The organism is Achromobacter sp. 1011791174, assembly GCF_059760925.1.
This window is the reverse complement of record NZ_JCBANH010000013.1, coordinates 62466-78252: the sequence shown is the minus strand read 5'-3', so window position 1 is coordinate 78252 and position 15787 is coordinate 62466. Positions and strand designations below refer to the sequence as shown.

Below are 15787 nucleotides of genomic sequence, written 5' to 3'. Positions count from 1 at the left end.
TCATGATGCATCAGTCGTAGCGATGAAGCAGCGGGCTTTCTAATATCGACGCTTTCCGTGGATACGTGGGACGCAAGGCGATGCAGAGCATTCAAGAGCAAGACAACACGGGCCGCGCGGTCCGGCTGCTGCGCCGGCTGGCGCTGGTCGCGGTGGCCGCGCTGGCGCTGCCGGCCTTGGGGCAGCCGGCGCCGCAGCGCGGGGGCACGCTGACCTGGATCATCACGCAGGAGCCCGCCGCGTTCGTGCCGCTGACCACGTCGGCCGGCGGCAGCACGGAACTGGGACCCAAGGTGATCGAGGGTTTGCTGGCCTATGATCGCGAGCTCAAGCCCGTCGCCCAGCTCGCCACCGCGTGGAACGTGTCGGCCGACGGCCTGCGCTACACCTTCACCTTGCGCAAGGGCGTCAAATGGCACGACGGCCAGCCCTTCACGTCCGCCGACGCGGCCTATTCAATCGCCACGCTCAAGACCGTGCATCCGCGCGGGCGAGTGACCTTCGCCAACGTCGGCGGCATCGACACGCCGGACGACAGCACGCTGGTGCTCAGGCTGGAGAAGCCCGCGCCCTACCTGCTGACGGCCCTGTCGGCGTCCGAATCGCCCATCGTGCCCAGGCACCTGTACGAGGGCAAGGACGTGGCCACCAATCCGCGCAACAACAGCCCGGTGGGCACGGGGCCGTTCATCTTCAAGGAATGGGTGCGCGGCAGCCATGTGCGGCTGGAGCGCAATCCGGACTATTGGGACGCGCCCAAGCCCTACCTGGACGCCGCCGTGGCCCGGTTCATTCCCGAGGCGGCGGCGCGCGCCGCGGCGCTGGAATCGGGCGAGGCGCAGCTGGCCAACAAGGCCATCTCGCTGTCGGACATCGACCGCTTCGAGAAGCTGAAGAACGTGGCGGTGGACGTGACGCCCTGGCCCTACGTGGGCGATCACCAGCAGATCTACTTCAACTTCGATTCCGAGCCGTTTCGCAAGCGCGAGGTGCGCCAGGCGGTGGCCCAGTCGCTGAACATCGACGTATTCGCGCGCACCGTGTGGTACGGGCGCGGCGTGGTGTCGGCCAGTCCCATCGGCAAGACGCTGACGCGTTTTCATGACGACGCCATCCGCCACTATCCGTATGACGTGAAGGCCGCCGAGGCCGCGCTGGACGCGGCCGGCTATCCGCGCAAGGCCGATGGCAAGCGCTTCAAGGTCCGGCTGCTCTACAACCCCTTCCAGGACCGTCGCGCCGCCGAGTTCGTGCGCCAGGCCCTGCTGCGCGTCGGCCTGGACGCCGAGCTGGAAAGCCTGGACTTCGCCACCTACGTGACGCGCGTCTACACCGACCGCGCTTTCGACATCACGCTGGAGAACCTGACCAACATGTTCGATCCCACGATCGGCGTGCAGCGGGTGTTCTGGTCGCGCAATTTCAAGATCGGCCTGCCGTTCTCCAACGCCTCGCACTACCAGAATCCCGAGGTCGACCGCCTGCTGGAGGCGGCTGCCGTGGAGCCGGACGAGGCGCGGCGGCGCCAGCTGTTCGGCGAGTTCCAGCGCGTCGTGCGCGAGGATGTCGCGTCCATCGAGCTGGGCGCCAATCCCAACGTCACCATCGTCGCCCGCAAGGTGCAGGCGTGGAACACCACGGCGGAAGGCACGCGCGGCAATTTCGCCGACGTGTACCTGGCCGGATCCTGAGCAAGGGGCGCATGGCATGAACCTGGCAAGCCGGGGCCGGCTGGCCCGCATCGCCGGCGTCCTGCGGCGCAACGCCTGGCAGGCCGTGCCCACGGTGATCGGCATCGTGGCGCTGAACTTCGTCCTGCTGGAGCTGGTGCCCGGCGACGCGGCGGACGTGATCGCCGCCGAATCCGGCAGCGCCACCGAGGAAGGCATGGCGCAGCTGCGGCGCCACTTCGGGCTGGACCTGCCGATGCTGGAGCGGCTGTGGCGCTACCTGACCGGCATCGCGCAGTTCGACCTGGGCATGTCGCCGCGCCACAACGCGCCGGTGGCGCAGCTGATCCTGGACCGGCTGGGCAACACGCTGCTGCTGATGGGCACGGCGCTGGGCATCGCCGTCTGCGCCGGCGTGCTGCTGGGCGTGCTGATGTCGGCGCGCGCCGGCAAGTGGCAGGACCGGCTGTTGTCCGTCGTCGCCTTGCTGCTGTATTCCACGCCCTCGTTCTGGCTGGGACTGATGGCCATCGTGCTGTTCTCGGTCAAGCTGGGCTGGCTGCCCACCGGCGGCAGCCACACGATAGGCGCGGGCCTGACGGGCTGGGCCGCGTTCGTCGACGGCGCGCGCCATCTGGTCCTGCCGGCCCTGGCCACGTCCGGCTTTTTCATCGCGATCTTCGCGCGCCTGACGCGCGCGTCCATGCTGGAGGTCAGCCGCCAGGACTATGTGCGGACCGCCGAGTCCAAGGGCCTGGGGCCGGGCGCGGTCACGTTCCGGCATGTGCTGCGCAACGCGCTGATCCCGGTCACGACGGTGGCGGGCATGCACTTCGGCGCGCTGCTGGGCGGCGCGACCGTGATCGAGACCGTGTTCAGCTGGCCCGGCCTGGGAAGGCTGGCGCTGGAATCGGTGCTGGCGCGCGACTACGCCGTGCTGCTGGGCATCCTGTTCCTGTCCTCGCTGCTGGTGATCGTGGCCAACATGCTGGTGGACCTGCTGCAGGCCTGGCTCGACCCGCGCATCCGGCTGCGCTGACCCAATGACCCCGCACAGGAGGGCCGACTGGCCATGACCTTGAAAGCCCTGTTGATTCCGACGCGCAAGCCCGCCCCGGCCCAGGCGGCCGATGCGGCCGGCCTGGCGGCGCGCGCATCGGCCTGGCGCGCTTTCCTGCGCAATCCCTCCGCCCTGGCTGGCGTGCTGCTGCTTATGGCCGTGGCCTTGTCGGCGGTGTTCGCCGGCGTGCTGTTCCCCGGCGATCCGCTGGACATGGTCGCGCAGCCGCTGCTCGGTCCCGGCCAGGATGCCGCTTTCTTCCTGGGCAGCGACTCGCTCGGCCGCGACGTGGCCGCCGGCCTGGCGCATGGCGCGCGCGTGTCGCTGGCCGTGGGCGCGGCCGCCGCTGGCATCAGCCTGGGCATCGGCGTGCTGGTCGGCGCGGCGGCCGGCTATTTCGGCGGCTGGCTGGACGATGTGCTGGTGCGCCTTACCGAGCTGGTGCAGACCATCCCGACCTTTTTGCTGGTCATCGTCATCGTGGCCATCGGCCAGCCGTCCGCGCGCATGATCGTGCTGGCCATCGGCGCGGCGTCCTGGCCCGTGATCGCGCGGCTGGTGCGCGCCGAGTTCCGCGCGCTGCGCGAGGCGGAGTTCGTGCAGGCCGCGCGCAGCCAGGGCTTCGGCGACGCCTGGATCATCTTCCGCGAGATCCTGCCCAATGCCCTGCCGCCGGTGGTGGTGACGAGTTCGGTGCTGGTGGCCACCGCGATCCTGATGGAGTCGGCCCTGTCCTTCCTGGGCATGGGCGATCCCAACGTGGTCAGCTGGGGCAGCATGATCGGCGAAGGACGCGAGCATCTGCGCACCGCCTGGTATCTGGCCGCCGCGCCCGGGGTCGCCATCATCCTGACCGTGCTGTCGCTCAATCTGGTGGGCGACGGCATCAACGACGCGTTCAATCCGCGCTTGAGAGGCCGCGCATGACCCCTGTGCCCCATCTTCCGCCCGCGCTGCTGGACGTGCGCGGCCTGGACGTCCGGTTCCGTGGCCGCGACGGCGGCCATCACGCCGTCAAGCAGCTGGATTTCACGCTGGGCCAGGGCGAGACGCTGGCGCTGGTGGGCGAATCGGGTTGCGGCAAATCGACCACCGCTCTGGCCCTGCTGCGCCTGCTGGCGCCGCAGGCCAGCATCGCCGGGGAAGTCCGCTTTCGCGGGCAGGACCTGGTCCGCCTGCCGTTGCCGCAGCTGCGCGCGATCCGGGGCGGCGAGATCTCGATGATCTTCCAGGAGCCGATGACTTCGCTCAATCCGGTGCATACCGTGGGCGCGCAGATCGTCGAGTCGTTGCGCCTGCACCAGGGCCTGTCGCGCGAGGCCGCGCACCGGCGGGCGGTGGAGATGCTGGCGCTGGTGAAGATCCCGGAGCCGCAGCGCCGCATCGAGGACTATCCGCACAACCTGTCCGGCGGCCAGCGCCAGCGCGTCATGATCGCCATGGCCGTCGCCTGCCAGCCCCGGCTGCTGATCGCCGACGAGCCGACCACGGCGCTGGATGTCACCGTGCAGGCGCGCATCCTGGAGTTGCTGGACGAGCTGCGGCGCGAACTGTCCATGGGCCTCCTGCTCATCACGCACGACCTGGGCGTGGTGTCGCAATGGGCCGACCGGGTGCTGGTCATGCTGGACGGCGAGAAAGTTGAAGAGGCGTCCGCCATGGAATTGCTGGCGCGGCCGCGCCATGCGTATACGCAGGGCCTGCTGGGCGCTTCGCTGCACGGGGGCAAGGCGCTGCACTACAGCAGCGCGCGCCTGCCCGAGGTCCGGCGCGCGCATGGCGGCGCGGCGGGACTGCAGGCGCAGGATTCCGTCCGGGTCCACACGCCCGCGCCGCGCGGCCCCACGCTGCTGTCGGTGCAGTCCCTGCGCACGACGTACCGCCGGCGCGACGGGGACCTGCTGCATGCGGTGGACGACGTATCGTTCGATATCGCGCGCGGCGAGACCCTGGGGCTGGTGGGCGAGTCCGGCTGCGGCAAGTCCACGCTGTCGCGCACGCTGCTCAGGCTGACCGACCCGGCATCCGGCCGCATCGTGCTGGACGGCGCGGACCTGGCGTCCCTGCGGCCGCGCCAGGTTCGACCGTGGCGCAAGCGCATCCAGATGGTGTTCCAGGATCCGTATGCCTCGCTCAATCCCCGCCGCAGCGTGTACGACACGCTGGATGCGGCGCTGGCGCTGCATGGCGAACGCGACCGCCACGCCCGGCGCGCGCGCATCGCCGCCATGCTGGACCGGGTCGGGCTGCCGGCCTCGGCCGCCGGCCGCTACCCGCACGAGTTCTCCGGCGGACAGCGCCAGCGCATCGGCATCGCCCGCGCGCTGATCCTGCGCCCGGACCTGGTGGTGCTGGACGAGCCGGTGTCGGCGCTTGACGTATCCATTCAGGCCCAGATCCTGAACCTGCTGGTGGACCTGAAGCAGGACTTCGGCCTGTCGTACCTGTTCATCTCGCACGACCTGTCGGTGGTGCGCTACCTGTCGGACCGCGTCATCGTCATGCACCAGGGCAGGATCGTGGAGGAAGGGCTGCCGGAGGAGATCTGGCGCGCGCCGCGTCATCCCTACACCCAGGCGCTGATCGCCGCCGCGCCCAGGCCGGGCTTGCGGCGGGGCGTGCAGGAACCGCCGCCGCGCAGCGCGCGCGCGGCATGAAAAATATCCCCCACGCCGCGCGCACTACGTGCGCTTGCTGTCCCCCCGAGGGGGGCGCTCTTCATCTTGAGGCGGCCCGGCAATGAAAAATGGCGCCGCGAGGCGCCATTTTGCTTTGTCAGCCACGCCGGCGGCGCATTGCCTGCGCCGCCGCACGTCAGTTCAGAACACCCGTCCCTGCTCGAACTCGGTGGTCGTGCCGTTCAGGTGATAGTCGCCCAGCACGCGCGCCTTGTGGCTCAACGGGTTGTGGCTGAAGATCGTGCGCAGGTTGCGCCAGTGCCGGTCCAGTTGCAAGGCGGACGAGGTGGCCGACGCGCCGCCCGCCTCGAACAGCTGCTGGCCGGCGTGCAGCGCGAGCTTGCTGACGATGAGCTGCGTCTTGGCCGTGGCCAGCCCGCCCTGCAGCACGATGGCCTGGGCGTCGGGCGCGCGTCGCCGGATGGCTTGCGCGCCGCGTTCCAGCTCGCGGGCCGTGTCGCGCACCAGCGCGTCGATGGCATGGCTGTGCGCCGCGATATCGCCGATGGCCTGCTGGATGAAGGGATCGTCGCGGGCCGCGTCCGCGCTGCTGTGCAGGGCCGCGCGGCCCTTGCTGCGCACGTAGTCCCGGGTTTCCCGCACCAGCGCGCGCACGATGCCGGCGGCCGTCGCCACCAGCACCAGCTGGCGCCAGGCGGAAATGTGATGGCTGGGCAATCCCAGTTCGCGCAGGGACACGCGCTGCAGTTCGGATTCCTCGACGCGGGCATCGTGCAGCAGCAGGCTGCCGCTGGCCGTCAGGCGCTGGCCGAAGCCGTCCCAGTCGTCCACGATCTCCAGGCCCGGGCGGTCCAGCGGCAGGATCACGGTGACGGGCTGGTCCTGCTCGTCGATGGCGGCGATGTAGGCGTAGTCGGCGTACAGGGTGCCCGTCGAGTAGTACTTGCGGCCGTTCAGGCGGTAGTGGCCGTCCTGGCGTGTCAGCCGCGTGGTGATGAGGCCGGGCTTGGGCGTGCCTTGCTCCGTCGAGGCGCCGCCGAACAGCTTGCCGGCCAGGATGCGGCCGAACTGCTGCCGCACGTGTTCGTCCGCCGGCAGCACGCGCCACAGTGCCGACACGTTGTAGTGCAGGCGCAGCGCGTGCGGCACGTTGGAGTCGGCGGCGGCCAGCGTGATGATGGCCTCGGCCACGTCCTCCAGCGTGCCGTCCGGCCCGCCATGCTCGGCCGGCACCAGCAGCGCGCCCAGGCCCGACGCGCGTACGGCGTCGAAGGCGTCGAAGGGCAGGCGCCGCTCGCGTTCGCGCGCCACGGCGCCGGCGAGCAGGGCCTCGGCCTGGCCCGGCAGGCTGGCGAGGATATCGTCGCGGCGCCAGGCGGGGCGGCCCGCCGTCCTGTCCTGCGCGCTGGCCGAGGGGCGGTCTGTCGTCGATGTCGCGGTCATGCTGTCATTCCTCCGTTGCGGCGCGTGTGGCCGGTGCGGCGTAAGGCACGCGGCCTTCCACCGGGTGTCCGGGATCGGTGAAGCCGGGCGTGGACGGATGGCCGGCGGCCACCAGGCTGTCCACCAGCGCCTCGTCCTCGGCGGTGAAGACGTAGTCGAGCGCGTTGGCGTAGGACTCCCATTGCTCGATGGTGCGCGGGCCGGCGATGGCGCTGGTCACCAGCCGGTTGTTGAGCACCCAGCCCAGCGCGAACTGCACGGGATCGATGCCCCGGGTGTCGAGGTAGTCGCGGATGCGGCGGGCGATGCGCAGCGATTCCGGACGCCACTCCGTTTCCAGCAGCCGCCTGTCCTGGCGCGCCGCGCGCGTGCCTTCGGCCGGCGGCTGGTCGGGCTCGTACTTGGCCGTGAGCACGCCGCGCGCCAGCGGGCTGTAGGACACCACGCCCACGCCATAGGCCGCCGCGGCCGGAAGCTGCTCGGCCTCGGCGCTGCGGTTGACGAGGTTGTACAGCGGCTGGCTGGCCACGGGCCGGTCGATGCCCTCGGCGTCGGCCAGGTGCGCCGCTTCGGCGATGCGCCACCCACGGAAATTCGACACGCCGAAATAGCGCAGCTTGCCGGCGCGGACCAGGTCGCCGATGGCGCGCACGGCCTCGCCCAGCGGGGCGTTGAAGTCGGCGCGGTGGAAGTACAGGATGTCGAGGTAATCGGTGCCCAGCCGGCGCAGACTGCCTTCCACGGCCTGGATGATCCACTTGCGGGAGGTGCCCCGGTCGTTGGGGCCCTCGCCCAGCGGGTTGGCGAACTTGGTGGCCAGCACCCAGTCGTCGCGGTCGTGCCGGATGGCGCGGCCCACGACTTCCTCGGTGCGGCCCTTCTGGTAGACGTCGGCGGTGTCGATGAAGTTGACGCCCCGGGCCTTGGCCCGCGCGATGATCTCGTGGGAAGTGGGTTCGTCCGTGGGGCCGCCGAACATCATGGTGCCCAATGCCAGGCGGGATACTTTCAGGCCGCTGCGGCCCAGGTAGCGATAGCTCATGTTCTCAGGTCGGGAAGGATTTTGACGTGGTGTGCGCAACCCCTCGAGGCTAGGCAGCGAGGCCGCGCGCGTCAAAGACCGAGTGCTCATTAGCAATCTGCTCATTAGCAACCAACCCGGCGCATGTGGCCGTTGCCCCGCGAGCGTTGCCGCGCGAACGTTACCGCCGCAGCCGCTGCGGGAAATACAACAGCCGCGCATCCGCTTCTTGAGCAATGCCGCCATCGGGTCTTAGAATTGCGGCTTCCTCCTGGCGCTGCTGCTGGGGGTACCAGAGCCTTCCGGAACACGGAGGCATGTGTGTACCTGCAAGGTAGCAGCGAAAGTGAAGAACATTTCCCGACTTCAATCCGCCCTGAAACGTCAGGGCATCCTGGTGGAACGCCGGCATGGCGCGTACCACCTCAGCAATCAACACGCGCAGGCGTCCGTCCTGCTTCCCGAGGCCCTTCCGCTGGAAGAAAAGGCCGTGGACCAGCTATTGGCCTTCGCCTCGGTGCGCTCGCCCGACGCGCACCATGGCGTCTGCAAGGCCTGCGCCACGCCGGACTTCCATCCGGGCAGCGTGGCGCCGGTGGGCACCATCGTGGCCACGGACGCCGAATTCGTCATCCCCGCCGCCATCGGCACGGACATCAATTGCGGCATGCGCCTGCTGACCACCGGCCTGAAGCAGGCCGCCGTCGAGGCGCGCAAGCCGGAACTGCTGCGCGGACTGACTCGTGTGCTGCTGGAGAACGGCCGCAACGTGCCGGTCCCCGGCCGCGCGTTCCGCGCCCTGTTCGATGATGGTCCGCAGGCCTTCATCGAGCGGCTGTCGTCCGAGGGCCTGTGGGCGCGCGCGGACCGCGATCAGCTGCAGGCCGAACTCGCGCAGTGCGTGAGCCTGGCCGATTTCGGCGGCGCGGCCCGCTACGCGCCGGAGGGCATGGTGGGCAGCCGCGAGACGATCCGCGATCCCGGCCTGGGCACGCCCGGCGGCGGAAATCACTTCGTCGAGTTGCAGATCGTCGACGAGATCCTGGATCGGCACGCCGCCTACGCGGCGGGGCTGGTCAAGGGCGAGGTGGTCGTGATGATCCACACCGGCTCGCGCGACGTGGGCTTTCACGTCGGCAGCCGTTGGATGGACCGCGCGCGCGCCGCCTGGCCCAAGGGCCTGAAGCATCCGGACAGCAAGCTCTACGGGTTGGCCGGCGAACTGGCGGACGAGTACCTGACCGCCATGGGCACGGCGGCCCGATATGCCTGGGCCAACCGCATGGTGCTGGGCGAGATGGTCAGGCAGGAAATGGAGGCCGCTGTCGGCGGCCTGCGCGCCCGCCTGGTGGTCGACGTGCCGCACAACATGGTGCTGCGCGAGCAGGGGCTGAACATCCATCGCAAGGGTGCGACGCCGGCGCGCGCGGGCGACCTGGCGCTGATTCCCGGCTCCATGGGCGACTTCAGCTTCGTGGCCAGCGGCCTGGGCAATGCCGACTGGCTCTGGTCGAGCAGCCACGGCGCGGGCCGCAGCGTGCGGCGGCAGGCCGTGCGCCGCATGAAGCAGGAATCCGCGTCGGGCACCTGGCAGTGCGTGACCCTGCGCGAAGAGCGCAGGATCGAGGAGGCGCCGCAGGCCTACAAGCCGATCGGCCCCGTGCTGGAAGCGCAGGAGCAGGCGGGACTGATCCGATCCGTCGCGCGGCTGCGGCCGTGGGTGACGTTCAAGGCATGAGACAGGACGAAGGCGCGGCGGCCTACAGCGGCCGCTTGCGCGTCGGTATCTCTTCCACGTCGCTGCACACCGCCAGCACCTCGGCGGGCTGCTTGCTCAAGGTCAGGTAGACGTGGCCGATGCCGCTGTCGAAGTAGGCCGATTCGAGCTTGCCCAGCACCACGCTGTCGCCGTTCTCGAACTGGATGCGGACCTTGCCGGCCAGCACCAGCACGAATTCCTGGCCAGGGTGGCGGATGTAGTCGTCGAATTCCACCACTTCGCGGGAAGTGATGGTGGCCCAGATCGGGATCATCTTCTTGCCCGGATACTCGCCCATGAGCAGGCGGTGGTGGTAGTTGGGCGTGATGTAGTCGCGCGCCTCGATCAGGCTGTTCTTCACATAGGTGGGCGCGACCTGCGCGGGCGAGGCGTCGCCGGGCATGAACAGGCGCGTCATGTCGATGCGCAGCGCGCGCGCCAGGGCGGCGAACTTCTCGTAGCTGAGCGCGATCTGGCCGAGTTCGGCCTTGGACAGCGTGGACACCGCGATGCCCGAGGCGCGCGACAGCGCCTGCAGGGTCATCTTCTGGGCCTTGCGCTCGGCGCGCAGGCGGGCGCCCATTTCTTCCTTGCCTACGATGGCGGGGGGAGCGGGTTTGGCAGCTGCCATGGGCGGTTGGGCGTATCAGGTTCTTGGGGCGGCCGGGCCCGCAGGCCCTGCCGCGTGTAAGCGGATTGTAGCGTCGCGGGGTCCGGTCTCCAGGGCCCGCCGCCCGTGGAGAGGGCGGCGGCCTTCGTCTACGCCTCGGGGCCCCGGCCCAGCACGCGGCCCGGATGCCGGCCGGTGAAGGCCTGCTCGCGCCAGACCGGCGCGCCGTTGACGTACACCGAATGGATGCCGGCGGCGCGTTCGGTGGGGCGCTCGAACGAGGCGGCGTCGGCTATGCGGGCCGGATCGAACACCGTCAGGTCGGCGTAGCAGCCGGGCTGGACCTGGCCGCGTCCGGCCAGGCCGAACTTGGCGGCGGTCAGGCCGGTCATTTTCCAGACGGCGGTCTCCAGCGGGAACAGGCCCAGGTCGCGGGAATAATGGCCGAGCACGCGCGGGAAGGTGCCCCACAGGCGCGGATGCGGCCGCTCGTCATGCGGCAGGCCGTCGGAGCCAATCATGGTGGGCGGGAAGGACAGGATGCGCTGCACGTCGCCCTCGTCCATCATGAAATAGATGGCGCCGGCGGGCTGCAGTTCGTCGACCACGTCGTACTTGGACTTGCCGCGCTCGGCCGCCACCTCGTCCAGCTCGCGCCCGGTCAGTTCGGGGCAGGGCTTGCACCAGGTGATGATCACGCGGCCAGCCAGCAGCACGCGGTCTTTCTTGAGCATGGTTGAGCCGGCCACGTAGGGATAGGCGTCCAGCGACACGTCCTGCGCGGCCATGGCGCGCTCGATCAGCGCCAGCGTTTCCCTGGAGCGGCCGAAGTTGGGCTGGCCGGCCAGCTTGTGGTGCGAGATCACCACGGGCACGTCCAGCTCGCGGCCGATGCGGAAGGTCTCTTCCAGCGCCGGCACGATGTGCTCGCCCTCGTCGCGCATATGGGTGGCGTAGATGCCGCCGTGCGTGGCCAGCGGCCGGCAGACCTCGATGATCTCCTCGGTGGTGGCGTGGGCGGCGGGCGGGTAGAAGGTGCCGGTGGAGACGCCGATGGCGCCGCTGGCCATCGCTTCCTCGGCCAGCGCGCGCATGGCGTCGATCTCGGCCGGCGTGGCCGGGCGATGCAGGTCCGGCATGACGGCGGCGCGCAGCGTCGAGTGGCCGACCATGCAGGCGGCGTTGACGGCGGCGGGCGTGGCGCGCAGCGCGTCCAGGTAGTCGGCGAAGCGGGTGAACTTGTACGAACCGCCCTCGTCCAGCAGGTCCAGCGGCGCCGGCGGCGCGGGATGCGCCAGCGGCGCCAGGCTGATGCCGCAGTTGCCGGTGACCACGGTGGTGACGCCCTGCGAGATCTTGGGCGTCATGTCGCGCCGGCGCAGCAGGTAGTTGTCGTCGTGCGTGTGCGAGTCGATGAAGCCGGGCGCGACCACCAGGCCGGACACGTCGATGCGTTCGCGCGCGGCCGCGCCGCTCAGGTCGCCCACGGCGGCCACGCGGTCGCCGCGCACGCCCACGTCGGCCTTGACGCCGGGCGTGTTGCTGCCGTCGATGACGGTGCCGCCGGCGAGGATGTAGTCATAGGGTTGGGTATCTGGCATGGCGGGCTCCGGCGGAAATGGCGATAGGTGATGGGGATGCGGGTTCAGACGAAATGACAGGCCACCTGCTGGCCCGGCGCGATCTCGCGCTGCGCCGGCGCTTCCTCGGCGCAGCGCGGCGCGGCCTGCGGGCAGCGGGTGCGGAAGGCGCAGCCGGACGGCGGCGACAGCGGGCTGGGGATCTCGCCCTTGAGCACCTGCGCGGGCCGGCGTTCGCCCTGGCGCGCCGACGGCACCGAGGCCATCAGCGCGCGCGTGTACGGATGCGCCGGCCGGCTGAAGACGGCGTCGCGCGGACCGGTCTCGACGATCCTGCCCAGGTACATGACGGCGACGTGATGGCTGATGTGCCGCACCACGCTCAGGTCGTGCGAGATGAAGACATAGGTCAGGCCCAGGTCGCGCTGCAGGTCCATCAGCAGGTTGATGACCTGCGCCTGCACCGACACGTCCAGCGCCGACACCGGCTCGTCGCAGACGATCAGCGCCGGTTCCAGCGCCAGCGCGCGCGCGATCACGATGCGCTGGCGCTGGCCGCCGGAGAACTCGTGCGGATAGCGCTCGGCGGCGTCGGGCCGCAGGCTGACGCGGGCCAGCAGCTCGGCCACGCGTTCGCGGATGGCGGCGCGGCCGTGGCCGAAATTGCGCAGCGGTTCGCCGATGATGTCGCGCACGCGCATGCGCGGGTTCATCGACGAGAACGGATCCTGGAAGATGAACTGCATGCGCCGGCGCATGGCGCGCAGCTGCTCGCCGTTCATCGCGGCCAGGTCCTGGCCTTCGAGCAGGATGCGGCCCTCGGTCGGATCAGTCAGCCGGATCAGGCACTTGCCGGTGGTGGACTTGCCGCAGCCGGATTCACCGACCAGGCTCAAGGTCTGGCCGCGCGGCACCGACAGCGAGACGCCATCGACCGCGCGCAGGACGCGTCCGCCGTCGACCGGGTAGTGTTTTTTCAGGCCGCTGACGTCCAGCATGGGCGAGGCGGCGGAAATCGGAGTGTCCATGTCAGTGTTCCTTGACGCTACGCGCCATACCCGATGCTGGCACCGGTGCGACTTCGCGGGGCCGCGCGGAGCCGGCTTCGCCGGTCCGCGGCGGCGCCCCCTTGAGGGGGAAGCGCGCAGCGCTTCGGGGGTGGGCTTCCGCCCTTGCCCAGCACCAGCTGCGGTGACGCTCGGCGGCGTCGACGGCCGGCGGAATTTCCTCGGTACAGCGCGGCATCGCCTGCGGGCAGCGCGCGGCGAAGGCGCAGCCGCGCGACTCGGGCGTGATCACCGGCACGATGCCGGGCAGCTCGGCCAGCCGGACGTCGTGCCCCTGGCCGTCGGCGAAGGCCGGCAGCGAGCGGATCAGGGCCTGCGTGTAGGGATGCTGCGGACGGTCCAGCACGTCGTCCACGCTGCCTTCCTCGACCTTGCGGCCGGCGTACATCACGATGACGCGCTGGCACATCTGCGCCACCACGCCCAGGTCGTGCGTGATCAGCACGATGGCCGTGCCCAGCCGCGCCTGGATGTCGCGCAGCAGGTGCAGGATCTGGGCCTGGATGGTCACGTCCAGCGCCGTGGTGGGCTCGTCGGCGATCAGCACCTTGGGCTGGCAGGCCAGCGCCATCGCGATCATGGCGCGCTGGCGCATGCCGCCGGACAGCTGGTACGGGTATTCATGCACGCGGCGGGCCGGATCGGAGATCTGCACCAGGTCCAGCAGCCGCTCGGCCTGCGCCAGCGCCTCGCGCCGCGACAGGCCCTGGTGCAGCGTCAGCGATTCGGCGATCTGGCGGCCGATGGTGAACACGGGGTTCAGCGAGGTCATCGGCTCCTGGAAGATCATCGACAGCTGGTTGCCGCGGATGGCGCGCATGGCCTTCTCGGGCAGCGCCAGCAGATCCTGGCCCGCGAATTCGATGGCGCCGCCGGCGACGCGACCGGGCGCGCGCAGCAGTCGCATGATGGACAGCGAGGTGACGCTCTTGCCGCAGCCGGATTCGCCGACCAGGCCCAGCGTCTCGCCGGGCAGCAGATCGAACGACAGGCCGTTGACGGCCACCGTGGTGGTCTCGTCGCCATCGAAACAGGTGGTCAGGTCGCGCACGCGCAACACGGGTTCGGTTCGCATGGGCGCTCCTAGAGTTTCTTGGCCAGGCGCGGATCCAGCATGTCGCGCAGCCCGTCGCCCACCAGGTTGACGGCCAGCACGGTCACGCCCAGGAACAGGCCGGGGTAGAGGATGATGTGGAACGCCACCGCCACGAAGTTGCGGCCCTCGGCCATGATGTTGCCCCAGCTGGGCGTGTGCGGCGGAATGCCCACGCCCAGGAAGCTCAGCACCGCCTCGGTCAGGATGGCCGAGGCCGCGATGAAGGTGGCCTGCACCATCAGCGGCGCGAACAGGTTGGGCAGGATGTGGCGCAGCAGGATGGCCGGCACGCGCGTGCCGGACGCCACCGCCGCCTCGATGTAGGGCTGCTCGCGGATGGTCAGCGCCAGCGCGCGCACCAGCCGCACCACGCGCGGGATTTCCGGAATCACGATGGCGATGACGACGGTGCCCAGGCCGCCCTTGAGCGTGGCCATCAGCGCGATCGCCAGCAGCACGCCGGGGATGGCCATCAGCCCGTCCATGACGCGCATGATCAGCGCGTCGACGCGGCGGAAGTAGCCGGCCAGCATGCCCAGCGCCACGCCGATCACGGTGGACGCCAGCGCCACCGCCGCGCCGACCAGCAGCGAGACCCGCGCGCCCCAGATGGTGCGCGAGTACACATCGCGGCCCAGCGCGTCGGTGCCGAACAGGTGCTCGGCCGAGGGCGGTTTCATGCGCGCCAGCGGGTCGATGTCCTGCGGATCGATGGTGGCCAGCCAGGGCGCGGCCAGCGCCGCCAGCGCCAGCAGGATCAGGATGGCGCAGCCCAGGTACAGCGTCGGATGGCGCCGCAGCGAACGCAGCGCGCGGCGGCCGGCGGGCTTGCGCGCCGGCAGCGGGATTGAGGTCGTGGTCATGGCGGCCCCGTTCAGTAGCGGATGCGCGGATCGAAGAGCCGGTAGCTCAGGTCGACCAGCAGATTGATGAACACATAGATGCCAGAGGCCACCAGCAGCACGCCCTGGATCACCGGATAGTCGTGGCGCAGCACGGCGTCCACGGTCAGGCGGCCCAGGCCGGGAATGGCGAAAACGGTCTCGGTCACGACCACGCCGCCGATCAGCAGCGCCACGCCCACGCCGATGGTGGTGACGATGGGATTGGCCGCGTTCTTGAGCGCGTGCCATACCACCGGGCCGGCCGCCAGGCCCTTGGCGCGGGCGGTGCGGATGTAGTCCTCGGACAGCGCCTCGAGCATGGTGGCGCGGGTCATGCGCGTGAGCAGCGCCATGTAGACCAGGCCCAGCGACAGACAGGGCAGCACCAGGTGGCGCAGGTACTGGACCAGGCCCTGCTCGGGCGGCTTGTAGCCCTGCACCGGCAGCCAGCCCAACTTTATCGAAAAGCCATACACCAGGCTGTAGCCGATCAGGAACACCGGCACCGAGAAGGCGCAGACCGAGCCCACCATCACCAGCCGGTCCAGCCAGCGGCCGGCATGCCAGGCCGCCAGCACGCCCAGCGGGATCGCCAGCAGCACCGCGAACAGCATGGTGAAGGCGGCGATCGAGAAGGTCGGCCCCAGGCGCTGCCCGATCAGCTGTGACACCGGCATCTGCGTGGCGATCGAGGTGCCCAGATCGCCGGTGGCGATATTGCCGACCCAGATGCCGAACTGCTGCAGCAGCGGCTTGTCCAGGCCCAGGTTCTGGCGGATCTTCTCCACGTCCTCGGCGGTGGCGTTGTCGCCCGCGATGACCGCCGCCGGATCGCCGTCCGACAGGTGGATGAGCATAAAGACCACGACCGCCACCACCGCCATGACCGGAATAACCGCCGCGATGCGGCGCAGGATGTATTTCATGCTGCGTTCCCCCCGGAACCTGGGCCGGGCGC

Annotated in this window: 13 protein-coding genes; 5 read left to right on the top strand and 8 right to left on the bottom strand. The window is 70.1% G+C overall.

The annotated features are described in order from the left end of the window. Nucleotides 1-80: 80 nt before the first annotated feature. The 4 genes from AC6LJ5_RS07315 to AC6LJ5_RS07300 are packed head-to-tail and all read left to right on the top strand — an operon-like array spanning nt 81 to nt 5387. Nucleotides 81-1691, top strand: a complete 1611-nt coding sequence (locus tag AC6LJ5_RS07315; RefSeq protein WP_498140146.1) for an ABC transporter substrate-binding protein — start codon at nt 81-83, stop codon at nt 1689-1691. A gap of 16 nt (nt 1692-1707) precedes the next feature. Next, complete coding sequence (locus tag AC6LJ5_RS07310; RefSeq protein ID WP_498140145.1) at nt 1708-2709, top strand: ABC transporter permease; 1002 nt, start codon at nt 1708-1710, stop codon at nt 2707-2709. Between the two features lie 33 nt (nt 2710-2742). Next, the gene (locus tag AC6LJ5_RS07305) at nt 2743-3657 is read left to right on the top strand and encodes an ABC transporter permease (protein ID WP_392410487.1); all 915 of its coding nucleotides are present in this window, start codon (nt 2743-2745) and stop codon (nt 3655-3657) included. Continuing rightward, nucleotides 3654-5387 (top strand): ABC transporter ATP-binding protein, encoded by a 1734-nt coding sequence (locus AC6LJ5_RS07300; protein ID WP_498140144.1) that lies wholly within the window; start codon nt 3654-3656, stop codon nt 5385-5387. The genes AC6LJ5_RS07305 and AC6LJ5_RS07300 overlap by 4 nt, the downstream gene beginning before the upstream one ends. A 162-nt stretch (nt 5388-5549) precedes the next feature. Here AC6LJ5_RS07300 and AC6LJ5_RS07295 read toward each other — a convergent pair whose 3' ends face one another. After that, entirely contained in the window at nt 5550-6812 is a 1263-nt protein-coding gene (locus AC6LJ5_RS07295; protein ID WP_392410489.1) for an acyl-CoA dehydrogenase family protein, read from the bottom strand. A 4-nt stretch (nt 6813-6816) separates the two neighbouring features. Beyond that, nucleotides 6817-7854 (bottom strand): aldo/keto reductase, encoded by a 1038-nt coding sequence (locus AC6LJ5_RS07290; protein WP_498140143.1) that lies wholly within the window; start codon nt 7852-7854, stop codon nt 6817-6819. Nucleotides 7855-8179: 325 nt separating this feature from the next. Here AC6LJ5_RS07290 and AC6LJ5_RS07285 point away from each other — a divergent pair, with 325 nt between their 5' ends. After that, nucleotides 8180-9571: an RtcB family protein gene (locus AC6LJ5_RS07285; RefSeq protein ID WP_498140142.1), complete on the top strand. Its 1392-nt coding sequence runs from the start codon at nt 8180-8182 to the stop codon at nt 9569-9571. A 22-nt stretch (nt 9572-9593) separates the two neighbouring features. Here AC6LJ5_RS07285 and AC6LJ5_RS07280 read toward each other — a convergent pair whose 3' ends face one another. From AC6LJ5_RS07280 to AC6LJ5_RS07255, 6 genes are all read right to left on the bottom strand, one after another. Continuing rightward, a complete protein-coding gene (locus AC6LJ5_RS07280; protein WP_392410492.1) occupies nt 9594-10223 on the bottom strand; it encodes a helix-turn-helix domain-containing protein in 630 nt (209 codons plus the stop codon). 128 nt (nt 10224-10351) lie between these two features. Further along, entirely contained in the window at nt 10352-11803 is a 1452-nt protein-coding gene (locus AC6LJ5_RS07275; protein WP_498140141.1) for an N-acyl-D-amino-acid deacylase family protein, read from the bottom strand. A gap of 44 nt (nt 11804-11847) precedes the next feature. Beyond that, on the bottom strand, nt 11848-12810 hold the full coding sequence (locus tag AC6LJ5_RS07270; RefSeq protein WP_103272045.1) for an ABC transporter ATP-binding protein: 963 nt from the start codon (nt 12808-12810) through the stop codon (nt 11848-11850). A 1-nt stretch (nt 12811) separates the two neighbouring features. Next, complete coding sequence (locus tag AC6LJ5_RS07265) at nt 12812-13924, bottom strand: ABC transporter ATP-binding protein (RefSeq protein ID WP_498140140.1); 1113 nt, start codon at nt 13922-13924, stop codon at nt 12812-12814. A gap of 8 nt (nt 13925-13932) precedes the next feature. Further along, the gene (locus tag AC6LJ5_RS07260; RefSeq protein WP_498140139.1) at nt 13933-14808 is read right to left on the bottom strand and encodes an ABC transporter permease; all 876 of its coding nucleotides are present in this window, start codon (nt 14806-14808) and stop codon (nt 13933-13935) included. Nucleotides 14809-14819: 11 nt separating this feature from the next. Further along, nucleotides 14820-15755 (bottom strand): ABC transporter permease, encoded by a 936-nt coding sequence (locus AC6LJ5_RS07255; protein WP_103272048.1) that lies wholly within the window; start codon nt 15753-15755, stop codon nt 14820-14822. Nucleotides 15756-15787: the final 32 nt, after the last annotated feature.

Bases quoted from the DNA above. Each gene is read 5' to 3' on its own strand.
- AC6LJ5_RS07315 (WP_498140146.1), top strand. From the start codon at position 81: ATGCAGAGCATTCAAGAGCAAGACAACACGGGCCGCGCGGTCCGGCTG.
- AC6LJ5_RS07310 (WP_498140145.1), top strand. From the start codon at position 1,708: ATGAACCTGGCAAGCCGGGGCCGGCTGGCCCGCATCGCCGGCGTCCTG.
- AC6LJ5_RS07305 (WP_392410487.1), top strand. From the start codon at position 2,743: ATGACCTTGAAAGCCCTGTTGATTCCGACGCGCAAGCCCGCCCCGGCC.
- AC6LJ5_RS07300 (WP_498140144.1), top strand. From the start codon at position 3,654: ATGACCCCTGTGCCCCATCTTCCGCCCGCGCTGCTGGACGTGCGCGGC.
- AC6LJ5_RS07295 (WP_392410489.1), bottom strand. From the start codon at position 6,812: ATGACCGCGACATCGACGACAGACCGCCCCTCGGCCAGCGCGCAGGAC.
- AC6LJ5_RS07290 (WP_498140143.1), bottom strand. From the start codon at position 7,854: ATGAGCTATCGCTACCTGGGCCGCAGCGGCCTGAAAGTATCCCGCCTG.
- AC6LJ5_RS07280 (WP_392410492.1), bottom strand. From the start codon at position 10,223: ATGGCAGCTGCCAAACCCGCTCCCCCCGCCATCGTAGGCAAGGAAGAA.
- AC6LJ5_RS07275 (WP_498140141.1), bottom strand. From the start codon at position 11,803: ATGCCAGATACCCAACCCTATGACTACATCCTCGCCGGCGGCACCGTC.
- AC6LJ5_RS07270 (WP_103272045.1), bottom strand. From the start codon at position 12,810: ATGGACACTCCGATTTCCGCCGCCTCGCCCATGCTGGACGTCAGCGGC.
- AC6LJ5_RS07265 (WP_498140140.1), bottom strand. From the start codon at position 13,924: ATGCGAACCGAACCCGTGTTGCGCGTGCGCGACCTGACCACCTGTTTC.
- AC6LJ5_RS07260 (WP_498140139.1), bottom strand. From the start codon at position 14,808: ATGACCACGACCTCAATCCCGCTGCCGGCGCGCAAGCCCGCCGGCCGC.
- AC6LJ5_RS07255 (WP_103272048.1), bottom strand. From the start codon at position 15,755: ATGAAATACATCCTGCGCCGCATCGCGGCGGTTATTCCGGTCATGGCG.